This is a genomic window from Enterobacter cloacae complex sp. P15RS, from assembly GCF_014895905.1.
Classification (GTDB): domain Bacteria; phylum Pseudomonadota; class Gammaproteobacteria; order Enterobacterales; family Enterobacteriaceae; genus Enterobacter; species Enterobacter quasihormaechei.
The window spans coordinates 36,514-55,163 of sequence record NZ_JADBQL010000006.1; the positions used below are offsets into that span (position 1 = coordinate 36,514).

The 18,650-nt window shown below is 55.3% G+C and carries 19 protein-coding genes; 5 read left to right on the forward strand and 14 right to left on the reverse strand.

Translation table 11 applies throughout. The features are described 5' to 3' along the window. Positions 1 to 173: 173 nt before the first annotated feature. The gene (soxR, locus tag IM267_RS03960; RefSeq protein WP_003860275.1) at positions 174 to 632 is read right to left on the reverse strand and encodes a redox-sensitive transcriptional activator SoxR; all 459 of its coding nucleotides are present in this window, start codon (positions 630 to 632) and stop codon (positions 174 to 176) included. Between the two features lie 98 nt (positions 633 to 730). Here soxR and soxS point away from each other — a divergent pair, with 98 nt between their 5' ends. Continuing rightward, a complete protein-coding gene (gene soxS, locus IM267_RS03965) occupies positions 731 to 1,057 on the forward strand; it encodes a superoxide response transcriptional regulator SoxS (RefSeq protein WP_003860277.1) in 327 nt (108 codons plus the stop codon). Positions 1,058 to 1,063: 6 nt separating this feature from the next. Here soxS and IM267_RS03970 read toward each other — a convergent pair whose 3' ends face one another. Then, the gene (locus tag IM267_RS03970) at positions 1,064 to 2,629 is read right to left on the reverse strand and encodes an EAL domain-containing protein (protein ID WP_193032829.1); all 1,566 of its coding nucleotides are present in this window, start codon (positions 2,627 to 2,629) and stop codon (positions 1,064 to 1,066) included. A 782-nt stretch (positions 2,630 to 3,411) separates the two neighbouring features. Between IM267_RS03970 and IM267_RS03975 the strand changes: the two genes are divergently transcribed. After that, complete coding sequence (locus tag IM267_RS03975) at positions 3,412 to 3,693, forward strand: YjcB family protein (RefSeq protein WP_022646751.1); 282 nt, start codon at positions 3,412 to 3,414, stop codon at positions 3,691 to 3,693. A 59-nt stretch (positions 3,694 to 3,752) separates the two neighbouring features. Here IM267_RS03975 and ssb1 read toward each other — a convergent pair whose 3' ends face one another. Further along, positions 3,753 to 4,283, reverse strand: a complete 531-nt coding sequence (ssb1, locus tag IM267_RS03980) for a single-stranded DNA-binding protein SSB1 (protein ID WP_006810470.1) — start codon at positions 4,281 to 4,283, stop codon at positions 3,753 to 3,755. Positions 4,284 to 4,534: 251 nt separating this feature from the next. On the opposite strand from ssb1, the gene uvrA reads away from it, so the two are divergent. Continuing rightward, positions 4,535 to 7,357 carry an excinuclease ABC subunit UvrA gene (uvrA, locus tag IM267_RS03985; RefSeq protein WP_003860287.1) on the forward strand — a complete coding sequence of 941 codons (2,823 nt, stop codon included), beginning with the start codon at positions 4,535 to 4,537 and terminating at the stop codon, positions 7,355 to 7,357. 3 nt (positions 7,358 to 7,360) lie between these two features. Here uvrA and IM267_RS03990 read toward each other — a convergent pair whose 3' ends face one another. The 6 genes from IM267_RS03990 to dnaB form a co-directional block, all read right to left on the reverse strand. Continuing rightward, positions 7,361 to 7,714 carry an MmcQ/YjbR family DNA-binding protein gene (locus IM267_RS03990; RefSeq protein WP_107534473.1) on the reverse strand — a complete coding sequence of 118 codons (354 nt, stop codon included), beginning with the start codon at positions 7,712 to 7,714 and terminating at the stop codon, positions 7,361 to 7,363. A 2-nt stretch (positions 7,715 to 7,716) separates the two neighbouring features. Continuing rightward, a complete protein-coding gene (locus IM267_RS03995) occupies positions 7,717 to 8,133 on the reverse strand; it encodes a secondary thiamine-phosphate synthase enzyme YjbQ (RefSeq protein ID WP_063865498.1) in 417 nt (138 codons plus the stop codon). Positions 8,134 to 8,245: 112 nt separating this feature from the next. Then, positions 8,246 to 8,959 carry an acid phosphatase AphA gene (aphA, locus tag IM267_RS04000; protein ID WP_107534472.1) on the reverse strand — a complete coding sequence of 238 codons (714 nt, stop codon included), beginning with the start codon at positions 8,957 to 8,959 and terminating at the stop codon, positions 8,246 to 8,248. Positions 8,960 to 9,193: 234 nt separating this feature from the next. Then, positions 9,194 to 10,387, reverse strand: a complete 1,194-nt coding sequence (tyrB, locus tag IM267_RS04005; RefSeq protein WP_193032831.1) for an aromatic amino acid transaminase — start codon at positions 10,385 to 10,387, stop codon at positions 9,194 to 9,196. 109 nt (positions 10,388 to 10,496) lie between these two features. Next, positions 10,497 to 11,576 carry an alanine racemase gene (alr, locus tag IM267_RS04010; RefSeq protein WP_193032833.1) on the reverse strand — a complete coding sequence of 360 codons (1,080 nt, stop codon included), beginning with the start codon at positions 11,574 to 11,576 and terminating at the stop codon, positions 10,497 to 10,499. A 16-nt stretch (positions 11,577 to 11,592) separates the two neighbouring features. Next, on the reverse strand, positions 11,593 to 13,005 hold the full coding sequence (dnaB, locus tag IM267_RS04015; RefSeq protein WP_003860298.1) for a replicative DNA helicase: 1,413 nt from the start codon (positions 13,003 to 13,005) through the stop codon (positions 11,593 to 11,595). Positions 13,006 to 13,065: 60 nt separating this feature from the next. Between dnaB and IM267_RS04020 the strand changes: the two genes are divergently transcribed. After that, positions 13,066 to 14,049 carry a quinone oxidoreductase gene (locus IM267_RS04020; RefSeq protein ID WP_063865502.1) on the forward strand — a complete coding sequence of 328 codons (984 nt, stop codon included), beginning with the start codon at positions 13,066 to 13,068 and terminating at the stop codon, positions 14,047 to 14,049. A gap of 184 nt (positions 14,050 to 14,233) precedes the next feature. Here IM267_RS04020 and pspG read toward each other — a convergent pair whose 3' ends face one another. The 4 genes from pspG to IM267_RS04040 all read right to left on the reverse strand — a co-directional run bounded on the left by pspG (position 14,234) and on the right by IM267_RS04040 (position 17,658). Then, positions 14,234 to 14,476, reverse strand: coding sequence for an envelope stress response protein PspG (pspG, locus tag IM267_RS04025; protein ID WP_193032835.1), 243 nt, complete (start codon positions 14,474 to 14,476; stop codon positions 14,234 to 14,236). Positions 14,477 to 14,612: 136 nt separating this feature from the next. Then, entirely contained in the window at positions 14,613 to 15,608 is a 996-nt protein-coding gene (gene dusA / locus IM267_RS04030; protein WP_063449859.1) for a tRNA dihydrouridine(20/20a) synthase DusA, read from the reverse strand. A gap of 82 nt (positions 15,609 to 15,690) precedes the next feature. Next, the gene (gene traF, locus IM267_RS04035) at positions 15,691 to 16,977 is read right to left on the reverse strand and encodes a conjugal transfer protein TraF (RefSeq protein WP_226842367.1); all 1,287 of its coding nucleotides are present in this window, start codon (positions 16,975 to 16,977) and stop codon (positions 15,691 to 15,693) included. A gap of 192 nt (positions 16,978 to 17,169) precedes the next feature. Then, positions 17,170 to 17,658 carry a cupin domain-containing protein gene (locus tag IM267_RS04040; protein WP_063449861.1) on the reverse strand — a complete coding sequence of 163 codons (489 nt, stop codon included), beginning with the start codon at positions 17,656 to 17,658 and terminating at the stop codon, positions 17,170 to 17,172. A gap of 116 nt (positions 17,659 to 17,774) precedes the next feature. Here IM267_RS04040 and zur point away from each other — a divergent pair, with 116 nt between their 5' ends. Next, positions 17,775 to 18,287 (forward strand): zinc uptake transcriptional repressor Zur, encoded by a 513-nt coding sequence (zur, locus tag IM267_RS04045; RefSeq protein WP_006810484.1) that lies wholly within the window; start codon positions 17,775 to 17,777, stop codon positions 18,285 to 18,287. A 46-nt stretch (positions 18,288 to 18,333) separates the two neighbouring features. On the opposite strand, the gene IM267_RS04050 is transcribed toward zur, so the two are convergent. Then, positions 18,334 to 18,543, reverse strand: coding sequence for a CsbD family protein (locus IM267_RS04050; RefSeq protein WP_003860314.1), 210 nt, complete (start codon positions 18,541 to 18,543; stop codon positions 18,334 to 18,336). Positions 18,544 to 18,650: the final 107 nt, after the last annotated feature.

Consider the following 18,650-nt stretch of genomic DNA (forward strand, 5'->3'; position numbering starts at 1 on the left):
CGTGAACCAGCGGGATAGAGAGAAAGACAAAGACCGGAAAAAACTAAAGCGCCCTTAGTGGCGCTTTAGTTCTTTATGCTTGTTGCCGGGTAGCGGTTTGCTTACCCGGCCGACATTCCCGGTCTTGTAGGCCGGGTAAGCAAACCGCCACCCGGCGAAGGGGCCGCAGAATCTCAATCCTCCTCCAGCAGACGCGCCCCCGTTCCCTGCTCGCCCAGCCTGTCGCCCGGGTTACGCAGCGGGCAGTCGCTACGTGATAAACATCCGCAGCCAATGCAGCCGTCCAGTTCATCGCGCAGGGCCACCAGCGTGTGAATACGACGATCAAGCTCTTCACGCCACTGGGACGAGAGCTGCTTCCACTCTTTCGCGCTCAGCGAGTGTCCTTCAGGCAATACGCCGAACGCGTCGCCGATGGTGGCCAGGGGGATACCGATACGTTGCGCAATTTTGATAATCGCCACGTAGCGGAGCACGTCGCGGGTGTAGCGCCGCTGGTTTCCGGCGTTACGGATACTTTTTATTAACCCTTTGCTTTCATAGAAGTGGAGCGCCGACACCGCCACGCCGCTTCGCTTCGCCACTTCACCGGGGGTTAACAGCGCTTTGATGCGCGGTAATCTCTTTTCCATAAAACCTCTTTACCTCAAGTTAACTTGAGGAATTATACTCCCCCGCAGAGAAAACGACGAATCAACCGAGAAAGTTGTATCTACAGAGGGGCAACCTTATGTCGCATCAGCAAATTATTCAGACGCTTATTGAATGGATTGATGAACATATCGACCAGCCGTTGAACATTGATGTGGTCGCTAAGAAGTCGGGCTATTCGAAATGGTATTTACAGAGAATGTTCCGCACCGTGATGCATCAAACGCTGGGCGACTACATTCGCCAGCGCAGGCTGCTGCTGGCGGCGCAGGCGTTACGCTCAACGCAGCGGCCCATTTTTGATATCGCGATGGATCTGGGCTATGTGTCGCAGCAGACCTTTTCCCGCGTCTTCCGCCGCGAGTTTGACCGGACGCCGAGCGACTACCGCCACCAGCTTAATTAATGCGCGTTAACGCGAGGATTGCTGCTGCCAGGCCATAAATGCCTGGGGCGGCATCGCTTTCGCGAAGTGCCATCCCTGACAATACTGCACGCCTCGCTTCAACAGCCAGCTGACCTGCTCGGCGGTCTCCACCCCTTCCGCAATGGTTTTCAACCGCAGGCTTTGCGCCATCTCAATGATGTGCTCAGCAATAAGGTGGCTGGTGCTGTTAGTGGCTAAGGTATCGATAAAAGATTTATCGATTTTCAGAATATCGACGTTCAGGGAATAGAGATTATGCAGGTTTGAGTAGCCGGTTCCGAAGTCATCGATTGCCACCTCATAGCCCGCCTGGCGAAACGCCTGGATAACCGGCGTGGTTTTTGGCACGTCGATAAACCCCCGCTCCGTCACCTCTATTTTGATCTGCTGCGCGCGAACCGAGTAAAAGCGGGCTTTATCTGAGATCAGGGCGATAAGACGCGAAGAGTGGAAATCCGAAGCCGACAGGTTAATCGAGACATACAGCTCGGGATGAGCGGCAAGAAAATACCCAAGATCGCTGAACACCTCCTCCACAACGTAATCGGTAATGCGCGCGATCATGCCCTCTTTTTCTGCCAGCGGAATAAATTCGGCCGGGCTCATGACCTGCCCGTTAAATCCAGGCCAGCGCAATAGCGCCTCCGCCCCCACGCACTGATTATTTTTAATATCAATAATGGGCTGATAATGTACGCACAGCTGGCGATTATTCAGCGCCCGATGAAGAAGACGGCCAGGCGAATTGAATTCGCGGTGTGTACGCGACCACACCAGCAGAATAATTATGCTGCAAATCATCCCCAACGGTAGCGTCAGGGTAGCCTGGTGATAAAGCGTTTCATAAAAACGGGCACTGGACGTTGAAATGATGGCCGCAATGGGCCGCTGCCCGGATTTCACGATCGTATAAAAACGGTCATCCTGCTGAAAAGTCGTTTCCTCATGCCGAATCATCGAATGCAATAAAGGGATATTGGCTTTCTGGCTAACGGAAAAGAATGCATTGCTGACGGTGTCATATACTCCCCACGACAGGGAACGATCGTCTGACATCACCTCACTGTACGATAGCGGGTTAACCACGACGACATAATTTCCGCGCTGCACATATATCATTTTATAGCCATTAAAAAATGGCGTATCGCGAAAATAATAGATGGAAACGTCAGGTTTCCGTGTGTAATTGGCCGCGGGGATGGTGTAAGGGTGGTCCGGTGTATAAATGGTTGAACAGAGAAAATTCTGGCCTTCAGCATATATTAAATCAGCAACAAAAAGACGACCGCGGGAAACGTTCAACATATATTGACGATGCGCTGGCGTACAAACTTTGCCCTGATATTTTTCCGCGTCTTCCCGGGCCAGATCAACCTGTTGAATAACCCGTTCAGTTTTGTTTAAAGCCAGTTCAGCGAACGTGCGCAGCTGGGAGCTGATTTCCGACTCGGCTCTTAGCTGGGCAAACCATAGCGCAAGCATCACCGGCAGCATAACTACCATGATAATCCCTGCCACTTTGAGCATCTTGCGCTGCGCGCTACGATTCATTTCCCGCTCTGTATCCCTGCATGATGTACGCCTGTAGCAATGAAGGCCGGCTGCTTTGATAAACAGGCGATTACGTTGCATGAATCACAGGAAGTTAGCAACTGACTTTTGCTATTAAAAATCCTAAAATTCGTGATGCCGATAATATTCTCCCGTAAGCCAAACTAAAAGTATTGGTTTCGTTTTTGATAAGAAGAATAATTCTTCGCGATGGGCGTTAAAGTTCCCTAACTGAAATAGCCTACTATTTTTTCTTCTGCTGATTTATAAATAATCAGATGCCAGAATCGATTTTCCTCTTCCCGTACGCCTGGCGTCATATAATGGTTTATCGGCACGCATCAGTATGGCTGAAGTATCCCGTTGCCCCTGACACACTTCAGCCATGCGCGGCTCGTCAGCGGACTCAACGCTGACTCAGGAGGGGCTTGCCCCCAGTGCACGTTGCGTTGCGACGTCAGCTTCACCAGGGCGTGCATGCTGTCGTTAGTCATCTCGCGCCTTTATCTTTCACAGGTCATTAATCGATAGACTGACTGCTGTAAACCCTTTACAGCCGATCGTGTATTGCAAAGGTTTTGCTATCTGAATGAATTAAATATAAAAATTCACCGCAGACGCTGAAGTGAGCGTCGAAGATATATTTTCCTGAGTTATAAAACCGCTTTTACCTCACGCAGACACTGGCGAATAAAACAGCAAATGTGATATAGTTCACACATCTTATGTAACGAGAAACATTGTTTCATTTCAGTTCGTCTGTTTTGTCGAGGATGGGTTATATGGCAACCATTACCACCAGCATGGTGCTCCTGCGCTGGCCGTTGTTGAGCGCGGTTTTGATGTTCCTGGCCAGCACGTTAAACATTCAGTTCCGAAAGTCCGACTACGCAGGTCTTGCTGTGATTAGCACCCTGTTGGGATTGGGCGCCGCATGCTGGTTCGCGACAGGTCTGCTCGGCATTACGCTGGTGGATATGGCCGCCGTCTGGGAAAACATCAAAGTGGTGATGGTTGAGGCGATGAGCCACACGCCACCAGACTGGCCGATGGTGATTACCTGATCCCTTCAGCATAAAAAAACCCAGACGATGTCTGGGTTTTTTGTTTTAGCGTCCGTCGATCAGAACGGGATATCGTCGTCGAAGTCCATTGGCGGTTCGTTAGACGGAGCAGGAGCAGACTGCTGCTGCGGACGAGACTGCGCGCCGCCGCTGAACTGGTTGCCACCCTGAGGCTGCTGAGGCTGGCCCCAACCGCCCTGCTGCTGGTTCTGACCGCCACCTGCCGGTGCGCCACCGCCCTGACGGCCACCCAGCATCTGCATGGTGCCGCCCACGTTCACCACCACTTCCGTGGTGTATTTTTCCTGACCGGATTGGTCAGTCCATTTGCGGGTACGCAGCTGGCCTTCAATGTAAACCTGAGAGCCTTTACGCAGATACTCACCGGCCACTTCAGCCAGTTTGCCAAACAGCACAACGCGGTGCCATTCGGTCTGCTCTTTCATTTCACCGGTCGCTTTATCACGCCAGGATTCGGAAGTAGCCAGCGTAATGTTGGCAACTGCGCCACCACTCGGCATGTAGCGTACTTCCGGGTCCTGGCCCAGATTACCGACGAGAATCACCTTGTTTACGCCTCTGCTGGCCATGTTCGTGTCTCCTGAATACGTTTCTTAATAGTGTAAACGCGCGAGTGTACCATTTCCATGCGACACTTTGATAGTTGCGTAGCATGTTCCAGAGTTCTCTCGCGGACTCGACATTGTTACACAGTGAATCAGAAAATGCATTCCAATACTGTATATTCAAACAGGTCATTTTGTGTCATAATTAGCCGTTTCTGACAGCCGTTTGTCCTTCAAACAAATCAGGCAATCCGTGTTCCAACCGGGAAAGGTGAATGGATAAGATCGAAGTTCGGGGCGCCCGCACCCACAATCTCAAGAATATCAACCTCATAATCCCTCGCGACAAACTTATCGTCGTGACCGGGCTTTCGGGGTCTGGCAAATCCTCACTGGCTTTCGACACCTTGTATGCCGAAGGACAGCGTCGTTACGTTGAATCGCTCTCGGCGTACGCGCGTCAGTTCCTGTCGCTGATGGAAAAACCGGATGTCGACCACATTGAAGGGTTATCCCCTGCTATCTCCATTGAGCAGAAATCCACGTCGCATAACCCGCGTTCCACGGTCGGTACCATTACCGAAATTCACGACTACCTGCGCCTGCTGTATGCGCGCGTAGGCGAGCCGCGCTGCCCGGACCACGACGTCCCGCTGGCGGCTCAGACCGTCAGCCAGATGGTGGATAACGTGCTGTCGCAGCCGGAAGGCAAGCGCCTGATGCTGCTGGCGCCAATCATTAAAGAGCGTAAGGGTGAGCACACCAAAACGCTGGAAAACCTGGCAAGCCAGGGCTATATCCGCGCCCGTATCGACGGTGAAGTGTGTGACCTGTCGGATCCGCCAAAGCTGGAGCTGCAAAAGAAGCACACCATTGAAGTGGTGATTGACCGCTTTAAGGTTCGTGAAGATCTGGCGACGCGTCTGGCGGAATCCTTTGAAACGGCGCTGGAGCTCTCCGGCGGCACGGCGGTGGTCTCCGATATGGACGACGCCAAAGCGGAAGAGCTGCTCTTCTCCGCCAACTTTGCCTGCCCGATTTGCGGCTACAGCATGCGCGAGCTGGAACCGCGCCTGTTCTCATTCAACAACCCGGCAGGCGCGTGTCCGACCTGTGACGGCCTTGGCGTTCAGCAGTATTTCGATCCGGACCGCGTGATCCAGAACCCGGAGCTGTCGCTGGCGGGCGGTGCGATTCGCGGCTGGGATAAGCGTAACTTTTACTACTTCCAGATGCTGAAATCGCTGGCAGAGCACTATAAGTTCGACGTTGAAGCCCCGTGGGCCAGCCTGAGCGCGAACGTGCACAAAGTGATCCTGTTCGGTTCCGGCAAAGAGAACATTGAGTTCAAATACATGAACGATCGCGGCGATACCTCCGTGCGTCGCCACCCGTTCGAAGGGGTGCTGCACAACATGGAGCGCCGCTACAAAGAGACCGAATCCAGCGCGGTGCGCGAGGAGCTGGCGAAGTTCATTAGCAACCGCTCCTGCGCCACCTGCGAGGGCACGCGTCTGCGTCGCGAAGCGCGCCACGTGTTTGTGGAAAACACGGCGCTGCCGACCATCTCAGACATGAGCATCGGTCACGCGATGGACTTCTTCAACAACCTGAAGCTTTCCGGCCAGCGCGCGAAAATTGCCGAAAAAGTGCTGAAAGAGATCGGCGACCGCCTCAAGTTCCTCGTGAACGTCGGCCTGAACTACCTGACGCTTTCCCGCTCGGCGGAAACGCTCTCCGGCGGTGAAGCCCAGCGTATCCGTCTGGCGAGCCAGATTGGCGCGGGCTTAGTCGGCGTGATGTACGTGCTCGATGAGCCCTCCATCGGCCTGCACCAGCGCGACAACGAGCGTCTGCTCGGCACGCTGGTTCACCTGCGCAACCTCGGCAACACGGTGATCGTGGTGGAGCACGACGAAGACGCCATTCGCGCCGCAGACCACGTGATCGACATCGGCCCGGGCGCGGGCGTGCACGGCGGTCAGGTGGTGGCGGAAGGGACGCTGAAGGATATTATGGCGGTGCCCGAGTCGCTGACCGGCCAGTACATGAGCGGCAAGCGCAAGATTGAAGTGCCGAAACAGCGCGTTGCGGCGAACCCGGAAAAAGTGCTTAAGCTCACCGGGGCGCGCGGCAACAACCTGAAGGACGTCACCCTGACGCTGCCTGTCGGGCTGTTTACCTGCATTACCGGCGTGTCCGGTTCCGGTAAATCGACGCTTATTAACGACACGCTGTTCCCGATTGCGCAGACGGCGCTGAACGGCGCGACGCTGGCTGAACCTGCACCGTACCGCGACATTCAGGGGCTGGAGCATTTCGACAAGGTTATCGACATCGACCAGAGCCCGATTGGTCGTACGCCGCGTTCCAACCCGGCGACCTATACCGGCGTCTTTACGCCCGTACGTGAACTCTTCGCTGGCGTGCCGGAAGCACGTTCACGCGGGTATACGCCAGGTCGTTTCAGCTTTAACGTGCGCGGCGGCCGCTGTGAAGCGTGCCAGGGCGACGGCGTGATCAAGGTTGAGATGCACTTCCTGCCGGATATCTACGTGCCGTGCGACCAGTGCAAAGGCAAGCGCTATAACCGCGAAACGCTGGAAATTAAGTACAAAGGCAAGACCATCCACGAAGTGCTGGATATGACCATCGAAGAGGCGCGCGAGTTCTTTGACGCCGTCCCTGCGCTGGCGCGTAAGCTGCAAACCCTGATGGACGTGGGCCTGACCTACATTCGCCTGGGTCAGTCAGCAACAACCCTGTCCGGCGGTGAGGCGCAACGCGTGAAGCTGGCGCGTGAGCTGTCCAAACGCGGTACCGGCCAGACGCTGTACATTCTGGATGAACCGACTACCGGCCTGCACTTTGCGGATATCCAGCAGTTGCTGGACGTGCTGCACCAGCTGCGGGATCAGGGCAACACCATCGTGGTGATTGAGCACAATCTGGACGTGATTAAAACCGCGGACTGGATTGTCGATCTCGGCCCGGAAGGCGGCAGCGGCGGCGGTGAAATCCTCGTCTCCGGTACGCCAGAGACCGTTGCAGAGTGCGAAGCCTCGCACACCGCGCGCTTCCTTAAACCGTTGCTGTAATCGTCACACGGAGAGCTGCTGTCGGATCGTTTCCGGCAGCAGTTCCACCGCCTGTTGATACGACGCATCCACCAGGTAGTAAATTTGCGAATCTGGCAGCGAGCCGTCGAGAAACACCGTACTCCAGTGCGCTTTGTTAAGATGCTTACTTGGCCTGACATCATTGTGCTGCTGGCGCAGTAAATCGGCCAGTTCCGGACTGGTTTTCAGTGATGCCGCAGGCCGCGCCTCCACCTCTTTCACCATCGCAAACAGAACATCACCCACTTTGATCTGCGTGGCTTTCCAGTCGCTGTGAACGCTTTGTTCCGCGCCCGGCTTGCTCATGCAGTACTGAAGTATCTCCGAAATTGTCATCTTTATTCCCCTTGTAGCGTTGCGATAATTTTACGCGAACCACCGTGAATGCGATGTTCTCCCAGCCAGATCCCTTGCCACGTGCCCAGCAGTAACCGCCCGTTGTGAACCGGCAGCGTCAGCGAGACGCCCAGCAAAGAGGATTTGATATGCGAAGGCATATCATCCGCCCCTTCGTAATCATGCTCATACGGGGCGTTATCCGGGACGGCTTTCAGAAAATGCCGCTCCATGTCAGACCGGACGGTGGGATCGCAATTTTCATTGAGCGTGAGAGAAGCAGATGTGTGCTGGAGCAGCAGATGCAGCAAACCCGTTTTGACGCGCGACAGGTCGCGGATTTGCCCGATGACTTCGTCCGTCACCAGGTGAAAACCGCGTGATTTTGCGCTTAAGGTCAGGGTCTGTTGATACCACATGTGCTGCTCCTTTATGAAAGGTGAATCTTTCTAAGTGTGCAGCAAGAAAGCGAAAGGTAAAACCCGCGCGGCGAGATTTGCTTAAAAAAGCACCCATCCCGCCGTTAATGCATCAGTATTCGGAGTTAACGATCACCTCTTCGCCAAATTTTCCGGCCATCGGCAGCGGTCGGTAGGTAGAGTTCGAGGCGCGTAACACCCTGATGCCTCTGGCCCCCACGTCGTGCGCCGCCGTGATGTCATTATCGGAATCCCCGTAGAACACTTTGATGTTTTTCTTTTCCAGCCACTGGGTTTTGGTGTTTTGCCCTTCACGATCGCCGGCAAAAATGACCGGGTTCATGCTGGACGCCGGGATCAGGAAATCATCCTGGAGCGTTTTCGAGACGGTTTCCGTTTTGGTCTGGCTACGTCCGGTCACGAAGTAAATGCTGTCGCCGCGCTTTACGTGCATGGCGATCAGCGCACGGGCAACTTCTTTCGGGATACTGAACTCATCCCAGCCATTGTTCATCTTTTCCCAGAATTCCGGGTTTTTCAGATAGGCTTCGCTGTCCGGCGAGTAGGTTTTTTTGCCGCGCCAGAAACCGGGGCTGGAGAAGAGCACGGTATCGTCAATGTCGAAGCCCACCGCCATGGGCGGGCGGCCCGTCAGGCTGTTTTCGATTTGTGCCACGGAAACCCAGTGAATGGGCGCCTGTTCGGCAAGAATGGCGGCGGTGGTTCCGGTGTAAAGCGGCGTCGGGGCAGAAGCCCGCGCAACAACGGTACTATTAAGCGAGAACAATAAGCAGGCGGCGCTGAGCGCCAGTGTGATCTTGCGCATATTTTCCCCTGAATATTCAGTTTGTTATCGTTTTATTTTGAGCGGATGGTCAAAAAACTATCCGACCATAACCCCAGCGGGAGGGGAAGGAAAGGAGTTTTTAGTTATGAAGCTGAATAAAAAGAAGACGATCACAAAGCGTGGACGGGACATGACTGGCACTGGCGCGAACAAAAAAGCCGGGTGGCGGCTGCGCCTTACCCGGCCTACATATGCATGCAAGTAAGTGAATACTTACATTACGGATGCAAAGGCCTGCGCCACGCGCTGGACGTTGCCGGCATTTAGCCCCGCCACACACATACGGCCGCTGGCGATCAGGTAGACGCCGAACTCGTCACGCAGGCGATCGACCTGTGCGGCGCTCAGTCCGGTGTAGCTAAACATCCCGCGCTGCTTAAGCAGATAGTCGAAGTTCTGCCCCGGCACCGCCTTTTTCAGCACGTTAACCAGCTCCTGACGCATCGACAGAATGCGCTTGCGCATCGCTTCCACTTCCGCAAGCCAGGTGGCTTTCAGCTGGTCATCGCCCAGAACGGTCGCCACCACCTGCGCACCAAAGTTCGGCGGGCTGGAGTAGATACGGCGGACCGTCGCTTTCAGTTGGCCGAGTACGCGCCCTGCGGCTTCAGCGTCTTCACACACTACGGACAGACCGCCGACGCGCTCGCCGTAAAGGGAGAAGATTTTTGAGAAAGAGTTGCTGACCAGCGCAGGCAGACCCGCGCTGGCAATCGCGCGAATGGCGTAGGCGTCCTCCTCCATGCCCGCGCCAAAGCCCTGATAGGCGATGTCGAGGAACGGGATCAGGTCACGCGACTTCAGTACCTCAATTACGGCATCCCACTGTGGATTGGTGAGATCGGCTCCGGTCGGGTTATGGCAGCACGGGTGCAGCAGCACGATGCTGCGCGCCGGCAGGGTGTTCAGTTTTTCCAGCAGCGCGTCAACGCGCACGCCGTTAGTTTCGCTGTCAAACCACGGATAGGTCGCAACCTTAAAGCCCGCGCCTTCAAAGATGGCCACGTGGTTTTCCCACGTCGGGTCGCTGACCCACACGCCGGAGTCCGGGAAATATTTTTTCAGGAAATCTGCGCCTACCTTCAGCGCACCCGAGCCACCCAGCGTCTGGATAGTCGCCACGCGCTTTTGCGCGAGCACCGCGTGGTCCGCACCAAACAGCAGCGGCGCAATGGTATTACGGTAGGTATTTAACCCTTCCATCGGCAAATAAAGCGAAGCCCCGTGCGGGGTTGCGTTAAGACGCGCTTCGGCTTCGGCAACGGCTTTCAGTTGAGGAATGATGCCGTCCTCGTTGTAATAAAGACCAATGCTGAGGTTCACTTTATCGCTGCGAGGATCTTCTTTGAAACGCTCCATCAAGGAGAGAATAGGGTCGCCGGCGTAGGCGTCTACTTTCTGAAACACGCGATGTTCTCCGGATTATTATGAGGCAGGGTTTTCAACAATAAACCGGAAGCAGGAGAAGATCGAGGGGATGTTAACAGAAGCGGGATGCATCGCATCCCGTTAAAGCTCAGTCGATGTATTTCATCGCCACCCGCGACGTCAAACGCGTAATAAGTTCGTAAGCACTCACTTTTGTAATCTCAGCAATGCGCTCGACGGGCAGCCCTTCACCCCACATCACCGCATCGTCGCCCGCTTTATCCTGCGCGTCGGGACCCAGATCGACACAAATCATGTCCATCGCTACGCGGCCGACAATCTTCACTTCGCGGCCATTAATCAGCACCGGCGTGCCGGTTGGTGCGGCGCGGGGATAGCCGTCGCCGTAGCCCATCGCCACCACGCCAAGCCGCGTGTCGCGCTCGCTGGTCCAGGTGCCGCCGTAACCTACCGGCTCGCCTGCTTTGTGCTCACGCACGGCAATCAGCTTTGAAACCAGCGACATCACCGGCTTAAAGCCGAAGTCCGGTCCCCAGGGTTTGTTCTCAAGCGGGGAAACGCCATACAGGATAATGCCCGGACGCGCCCAGTCGAAGTGGGACTGCGGCCACAGCAGAATGCCGCCGGACGCCGCAATGGAGCGCATTCCCGGCTTGCCTTCGCAGAAGGTGTTGAAGATATCAAGCTGCTGCTCGGTGGCGCCGCATTCAGGTTCGTCGGCACGGGCAAAATGGCTGACGATGTTCACCGGCTGGCGCACATTTTTGCACTGGCACAAACGCTGATAAAACGCCTCCGCGTTTTCCGGGCGCACGCCCAGACGGTGCATGCCCGTATCGAGCTTCATCCAGACGGTGACCGGCTCGCTCAGTTCAGCCGTTTCCAGCGCGGCCAGCTGTTCTTCGTTATGGACCGCCGTGTGCAGCTGCTGGTCTGCAATGGTCGGCAGATCGCTGGCTTCAAAAAAGCCTTCTAGAAGCAGAATCGGTTGCGTAATGCCGCCTTCGCGCAGGCGAAGGGCTTCTTCGAGACGGGCGACACCAAAGGCGTCGGCATCGGGGAGCGTTCGCGCGGTCTCAAGAAGACCGTGTCCGTAAGCGTTCGCTTTCACGACTGCAACGAGCTTGCTGGCGGGCGCCAGTTCTCGCAGATGTTGCAGGTTGTGTCGCAGAGCGCGGCGGTTAATCACAACAGTTGCCGCTTGCATTTGAATTCCTTAGAAATTACTCATCATCATATTGAGGACCGGCATAGTTGTCGAAACGCGACCACTGGCCGTTAAAGGTGAGACGCACCGTACCGATGGGGCCGTTACGTTGCTTACCAATAATAATTTCGGCGATCCCTTTCAGGTCGCTGTTCTCGTGATAGACCTCATCACGGTAGATGAACATGATTAAGTCAGCATCCTGCTCAATGGAGCCGGATTCACGCAGGTCGGAGTTGACCGGGCGTTTGTCTGCACGCTGTTCCAGGGAGCGGTTAAGCTGCGACAGCGCCACCACCGGAACGTGCAGCTCTTTAGCTAACGCCTTGAGCGAGCGGGAAATCTCGGCGATCTCCAGCGTACGGTTGTCGGAGAGCGACGGGACGCGCATCAGCTGAAGGTAGTCGATCATGATAAGGCCGATGCCGCCGTGTTCACGGGCGATGCGGCGCGCGCGGGAGCGCACTTCCGTCGGCGTCAGGCCGGAGGAGTCATCGATGTAGATGTTCCGTTTTTCCAGCAAAATGCCCATGGTGCCGGAGATACGCGCCCAGTCCTCGTCGTCCAGCTGGCCGGTACGGATGCGGGTCTGATCCACGCGCGACAGGGATGCCAGAGAACGCATCATAATCTGTTCTGAGGGCATCTCAAGACTGAAGATAAGCACCGGCTTATCCTGCAACATCGCCGCGTTTTCGACGAGGTTCATCGCAAATGTCGTTTTACCCATTGATGGACGCGCCGCGACGATAATCAAATCCGACGGCTGAAGACCCGCCGTTTTTTTGTTGAGATCGTCATAGCCGGTGTTTACCCCCGTCACGCCATCGTGCGGCTGCTGGAAAAGCTGCTCTATACGCGCAACGGTGGCGTCGAGCACGTCGGCAATGTTTTTCGGGCCTTCGTCTTTGTTGGCACGGCTTTCGGCGATTTTAAAGACGCGGGATTCCGCCAGGTCGAGTAGATCTTCGCTGGTGCGGCCCTGCGGGTCGAAACCGGCCTCGGCGATCTCGTTCGCCACCGAAATCATCTCGCGGACAACGGCGCGTTCGCGGACGATGTCAGCATAAGCGCTAATGTTCGCGGCGCTTGGCGTGTTTTTTGACAGTTCTGCCAGATAGGCAAAGCCGCCGACGCTGTCCAGCTGCCCCAGGCGCTCCAGCGATTCTGCGAGCGTAATCAGGTCAATCGGGCTGCCCGACTCCTGCAAACGCGCCATTTCCGTGAAGATATGACGGTGCGGACGGGTATAGAAATCTTCTGCAACGACGCGCTCGGCAACGTCGTCCCAGCGTTCGTTATCCAGCATTAAACCGCCCAACACCGACTGTTCCGCTTCAATCGAGTGCGGCGGGACTTTTAACCCGGCGACCTGATAATCACGTTCACGGGGTTCAGTCTGTTTGTTGAAGGGTTTGTTTCCTGCCATAGTGAATGGAGTTACCGAGATAAAGAGTGGGTCGAAAGATTACCACATTCTGGAGGAAGCATGGCAACACGTATTGAATTTCACAAGCATGGTGGCCCTGACGTACTCAACGCGGTGGAGTTCACCCCCGCCGCGCCTGGTGAAAATGAAATCCAGGTTGAAAACAAAGCGATTGGCATTAACTACATCGATACCTATATTCGCGGCGGCCTCTATCCGCCTCCGTCGATGCCGAGCGGGCTGGGCACCGAGGCGGCCGGTATCGTCAGCAAAGTGGGTAGCGGGGTCAAGCACATAAAAGAAGGCGATCGCGTGGTGTACGCGCAGTCTGCGCTGGGCGCTTACAGCTCCGTCCACAACGTTCCGGCCGAGAAAGCGGCGCTTCTGCCGAATGCGATCGGCTTCGAGCAGGCCGCCGCCTCATTCCTGAAAGGGCTGACGGTCTATTATCTGCTTCGCAAAACCTACGAAATTAAGCCCGATGAGCAGTTTCTGTTCCATGCTGCCGCTGGTGGCGTGGGCTTGATTGCCTGCCAGTGGGCGAAAGCACTGGGCGCGAAGCTGATCGGCACCGTGGGCAGCGCGCAAAAAGCACAGCGTGCGCTGGACGCGGGCGCCTGGCAGGTGATCAACTACCGGGAAGAGAGCATCGTTGAGCGGCTAAAAGAGATCACCGGCGGCAAAAAGGTGCGCGTCGTGTATGACTCGGTGGGGAAAGATACGTGGGAGTCTTCGCTGGACTGCCTGCAACGTCGCGGGCTGATGGTGAGCTTCGGTAACGCCTCTGGCGCTGTCACCGGCGTCAATCTCGGCATTCTGAATCAGAAAGGGTCGCTGTACGTCACGCGCCCTTCCTTGCAAGGTTATATCACCAACCGGGAAGAACTTGAGGAAGCCAGCAATGAGTTGTTCTCGCTGATTGCCAGCGGCGTCATCAAAGTAGACGTGGCGGACGCGCAGAAATTCGCGCTAACCGATGCACAACGCGCGCATGAAGTGCTGGAGAGTCGGGCAACGCAGGGATCAAGCCTGTTAATTCCCTAAGCCATAAAAAGAAATTGGGCTTCCCGTGGGAAGCCCTTTCTTTTTTTAGTTCGGCTGTATGTAGGGTACAGCTCGATGAATTCTTTAGCGGCAGCCATAGTGACAGATTCGATAAGTAAATCCTATTCTGTTCTAAGGATTGCTGCCGGAAAAGTTGCAGGTATGTGACGAACCCCTCAATACCTTAGTAACGGAAGCGGTTATTACGCTGATAAGTGGGCAGTTTTGGTGATTTAATCGCCCGTATCACCCATACCACCGCAATCGCCAGAAGTAACCACGGCAGGAGCTTAATCGTCAGGGCAAATAAGCCTCCGACAAACATTACCACCGTGGCCACAACGAGCGCGGCCAGAATACCGAGCAGCGACACGCCCGTGACCATCAGCATCATAAAAAAGCCAATCACAAAAAGTAGTTCCAGCATGGTGCTCTCCCACGAGTTCCCGAATGATGCTGCGATCATTACAAGAAACGTGCCAAAAATAAGTCTTTGTTCTGAAAGCAAAACGCCCCGCAATCTCTTGCAGGGCGTGGTGTAATTGACCATCTTTTAGCGAAATTTAACGTTTATCCGCAACCAGACGCAGCGCGTGTTCCAGAACCTCAATGTCCGCACCGGCTTTATGCGCGTTCTCGCTGAGGTAACGACGCCACTGGCGCGCGCCAGGAATGCCCTGGAACAGGCCAAGCATATGGCGGGTAATATGGCCCAGGTACGTCCCCTTACTCAGCTCGCGCTCAATGTACGGATACATAGCGCGCACCACGGCCACCGGATCGGTATCGGCACCTTCAATGCCGAAAATTTCCCGGTCGACCGTCGCCAGAATGCCCGGATTCTGATACGCCTCGCGTCCGACCATCACGCCATCCATATGTTCAAGATGCGCTTTGGCCTCGTCCAGCGAGGTAATGCCGCCGTTGATCGACATAGTCAGGTGCGGGAAGTCGCGCTTCAGCTGATACACGCGCGGGTAGTCCAGCGGCGGGATCTCGCGGTTCTCTTTCGGGCTAAGGCCAGAGAGCCAGGCTTTACGGGCGTGGATGATAAACATCTCGCACTCGCCCTTCCCGGACACCGTGTTGATGAAATCACACAGAAATTCGTAGCTGTCCTGGTCGTCGATGCCGATACGGGTTTTGACCGTGACCGGAATAGAGACGACGTCGCGCATCGCTTTGATGCAGTCCGCCACCAGGTTTGCATTACCCATCAGGCACGCGCCGAACATACCGTTTTGCACACGGTCGGACGGGCAGCCGACGTTGAGATTAATCTCGTCATAGCCGCGCGCTTCAGCCAGCTTCGCACACTGCGCCAGCGCAGCCGGATCGCTGCCACCGAGTTGCAGCGCAACCGGATGCTCTTCTTCGCTGTACGCCAGATAGTCACCCTTGCCGTGAATAATTGCGCCGGTAGTGACCATTTCGGTGTAGAGCAGCGTATGGCGGGAGAGCTGACGCAGGAAATAGCGGCAGTGTCTGTCCGTCCAGTCGAGCATCGGCGCGATGGAGAAACGGTGTGCAGGGAAAGCGGTCTGGAATTCTGACGACATGGCGAACTTTTAAGCATCTGGTGGAAAAGGGGCGCTACTATAGCACAAAGAAAAGCCGGAGGCGCAGCGCCTCCGGTGTACTTTAGAACGTCATACTCAACTGTGCCCCTGCACCCCAGGTCTCGTCTTCGCCATAAAGCCCCATCAGGTCAACATGAACGGAGCTGAACGGCGCAAAACCGAGGCCGCCGGTAAAGACGTTGCTGTCGTTACCTTTCATGTCCGCACGATAACCGGCGCGCACCGCCAGCCAGCTCAGCGGTGTGACTTCTGCACCAATGCCAGCGTACTGGGACGTATCTTCGCTTTTGAAGCCTTTGGTCTCGGTCAGGTCGCCGTCTGCGGTCAGGGTCACCAGATCGTTATGCCAGGCCGCTCCGGCGGTCACCAGCGGACGGATCTGGTAGGTATCTTTGTAACTCACAACCTCTCCCGTGCGCCCGTTGCGGATGCGGATATCTTTGGTATCGATATCGCGGGACATCAGGTTTTGCCCGCTCACGCCGACCGTCCAGTTTTCACCGAAATCAGCGGCAATACCGGCATCGACGTTGAAGCCGGTGTCGTCGGTACGGTAGCGGCTGTCGTTCCACTTATTACTGTCGTAATCGTAGATTGAGGTGGTGTAGTTATAGAGCCAGGTTTTTTGCAGCTTTGGCGTAACGCCAACGGAAACCGGAACGCCGCCAAGATCGAACTGGCGGGCCACCGCAATACCGTAGTCGGACACAATCGCCGCCCGGCCAGAGGCCGTCGAGTTGAGGTTTTTGGTGATTTGATCGGTTCCGTTTAGCGCAGCGTCCAGCGCCACACCAGCCGCCACCGCGTCGCTTCGCTGGATGCCACGCAGATAATCAATGTCCTGCTGGTCGATAGAAGTGCTCACGCGCCCGTGGGCATAGCCTTTCGCCATAAAGGCCACGGAAAGCACGTCGTTAGGAATGCTGACGGCAATCCCCGCCCCTGCGGTGGCGTGCGCGGTTTTGCCTTTCAGGTAGTCCAGCTCATCCGCGAGATCTTTCGCTGCGCCCTGGAACTGGTTGATTGAGCCTAACGGGTTGGTGATGATTTCAATCGGCGTCAGGCTATCCACCACGTCCTGATAGCGATTGATTTTGTCATTGATGGTATCAATCTCGTCCTGAAGATTGTCCTCATCGGTCACCTGCACGCCGACGGACGGCAAAATAACCGTCACGTCATCCTCAGGTTTTGACTTTGCCAGCAGCGCCGGGTTGATTAAGGCGCCGCTGCCATAACTTCCGGCCGCTACGCCCGTGCCACCCATTGCGTCGCTACGCGCTTCCGTCCAGGTATTGGCTGCTCCCGCCTGATTTGCCATAAAAAAGGAGACAGCGATGCTAACCATCGAAAATTTAAAATGTTTTTTCACAGTGTGCTCGTAAATAGTTTGTTATTAGTTAACCCTGTCTGTTATCACCCAAACAGGAACGAACTATTGCTGTGAATAAGTACAAAAAGACCCGCTATTTCCCTAAGTTAAATTCCATCCCGGCCTGTTCTAATGTGTGACGACCATCAATATTTATAGAAGAGGAAATTATTTTCGCCCAGGTTTTCCATCGTGCGGCCCAAAAAACTGAGGCGGATGGTCTACCCAGCGGTCTTCGCGCGTTGCGGCATAAACCGGATTAAGCGGATAGTAGATGCGGTTGTGCTTTTTATTGGCCTCGCCCACCACCAGTAAGCGCACCTCTTCCTCGGTATTGTTGATAAAGGTATGGCACACACCCGTGCCGGCAGGAAACCCGACGCTGTCGCCAGGTTCGAGCTTCCACAGATAGCCATTGATCCAGGCCTCAGGATAACCCTCCAGAACGTATACAAACTCTTCTTCATCACTTTCCGCATGCGGATAAGACGTGCGGCGTCCGGGCGGCAGCCGTTCATGGTGAATACCAATGCGGCCGAGACCCAGCTTGCGGGCCAGCGGCGCGCCAATTGAGAAACGTTCGTTGCTGTCAGGATAAGTGGCGTCATCGGCACCTTCCACGTCCCGCCAGTGCCGAATACAGTCAGGTCTTTTCATTGCGCGATCTCCCGGTTTGCGATGCGTCAGGTATAGCACAGCCTGGCGGATCTCGGTGTTTTTACCAGAACATGATAAAGTGAGGGTTTGAACCCTTATCACATCCGAGGTGCCCGATGGACAAGTCCACAAAAGAGCTGTTAGCGCAAGCTGAAAAGCTGTGCGCGCAACGCAATGTGCGCCTGACCCCACAGCGCCTTGAGGTCCTGCGTCTGATGAGCCTGCAACAGGGTGCCATCAGCGCCTACGATCTGCTCGACCTGTTACGTGAAAGCGAGCCGCAGGCAAAACCGCCAACCGTCTATCGGGCGCTGGATTTTCTGCTGGAACAAGGGTTTGTGCATAAGGTGGAGTCAACAAACAGCTATGTGCTGTGCCATCTTTTTGACCAGCCGACCCACACGTCCGCCATGTTTATCTGCGATCGCTGTGGCGTGGTGAAGGAGGAGTGTGCGGAAGGGGTGGAAGATATTATGCATACGCTGGCGGCCAGAATGGGCTTTGCCCTGCGCCATAACGTAATCGAAGCACACGGTTTATGTTCTGCCTGCGTAGAGGTGGAGTCATGCCGCCATCAGGATGCCTGTCAGCACGATCACTCGATTCTGGTGAAGAAAAAGCCGCGTTAAGGCCAAAGAAAAGGCGGCTCATGGCCGCCCTTGGGGATAGTGCCGGTTACCAGCGGTAGTCGTTACGGGTTTCCCAGTCTTTGACTTCGTTTTCCGCCTGATCTTTTTCGTAACCGTAGCGCTCCTGGATTTTACCTACCAGCTGATCGCGCTTACCTTCAATGACGGTCATATCGTCATCCGTCAGCTTACCCCACTGTTCTTTCGCTTTACCTTTGAATTGCTTCCAGTTGCCGCCGATTTCGTCTTTATTCATAATCGTGTCCTCGTGTTAAGCGTCTATGAGTATCGTCCGCTTCGTTCTTTTCTGCTGGACGTGATTATTATTGTAGTTTAGGATTCGGAAGTTATTTTTATATTCGG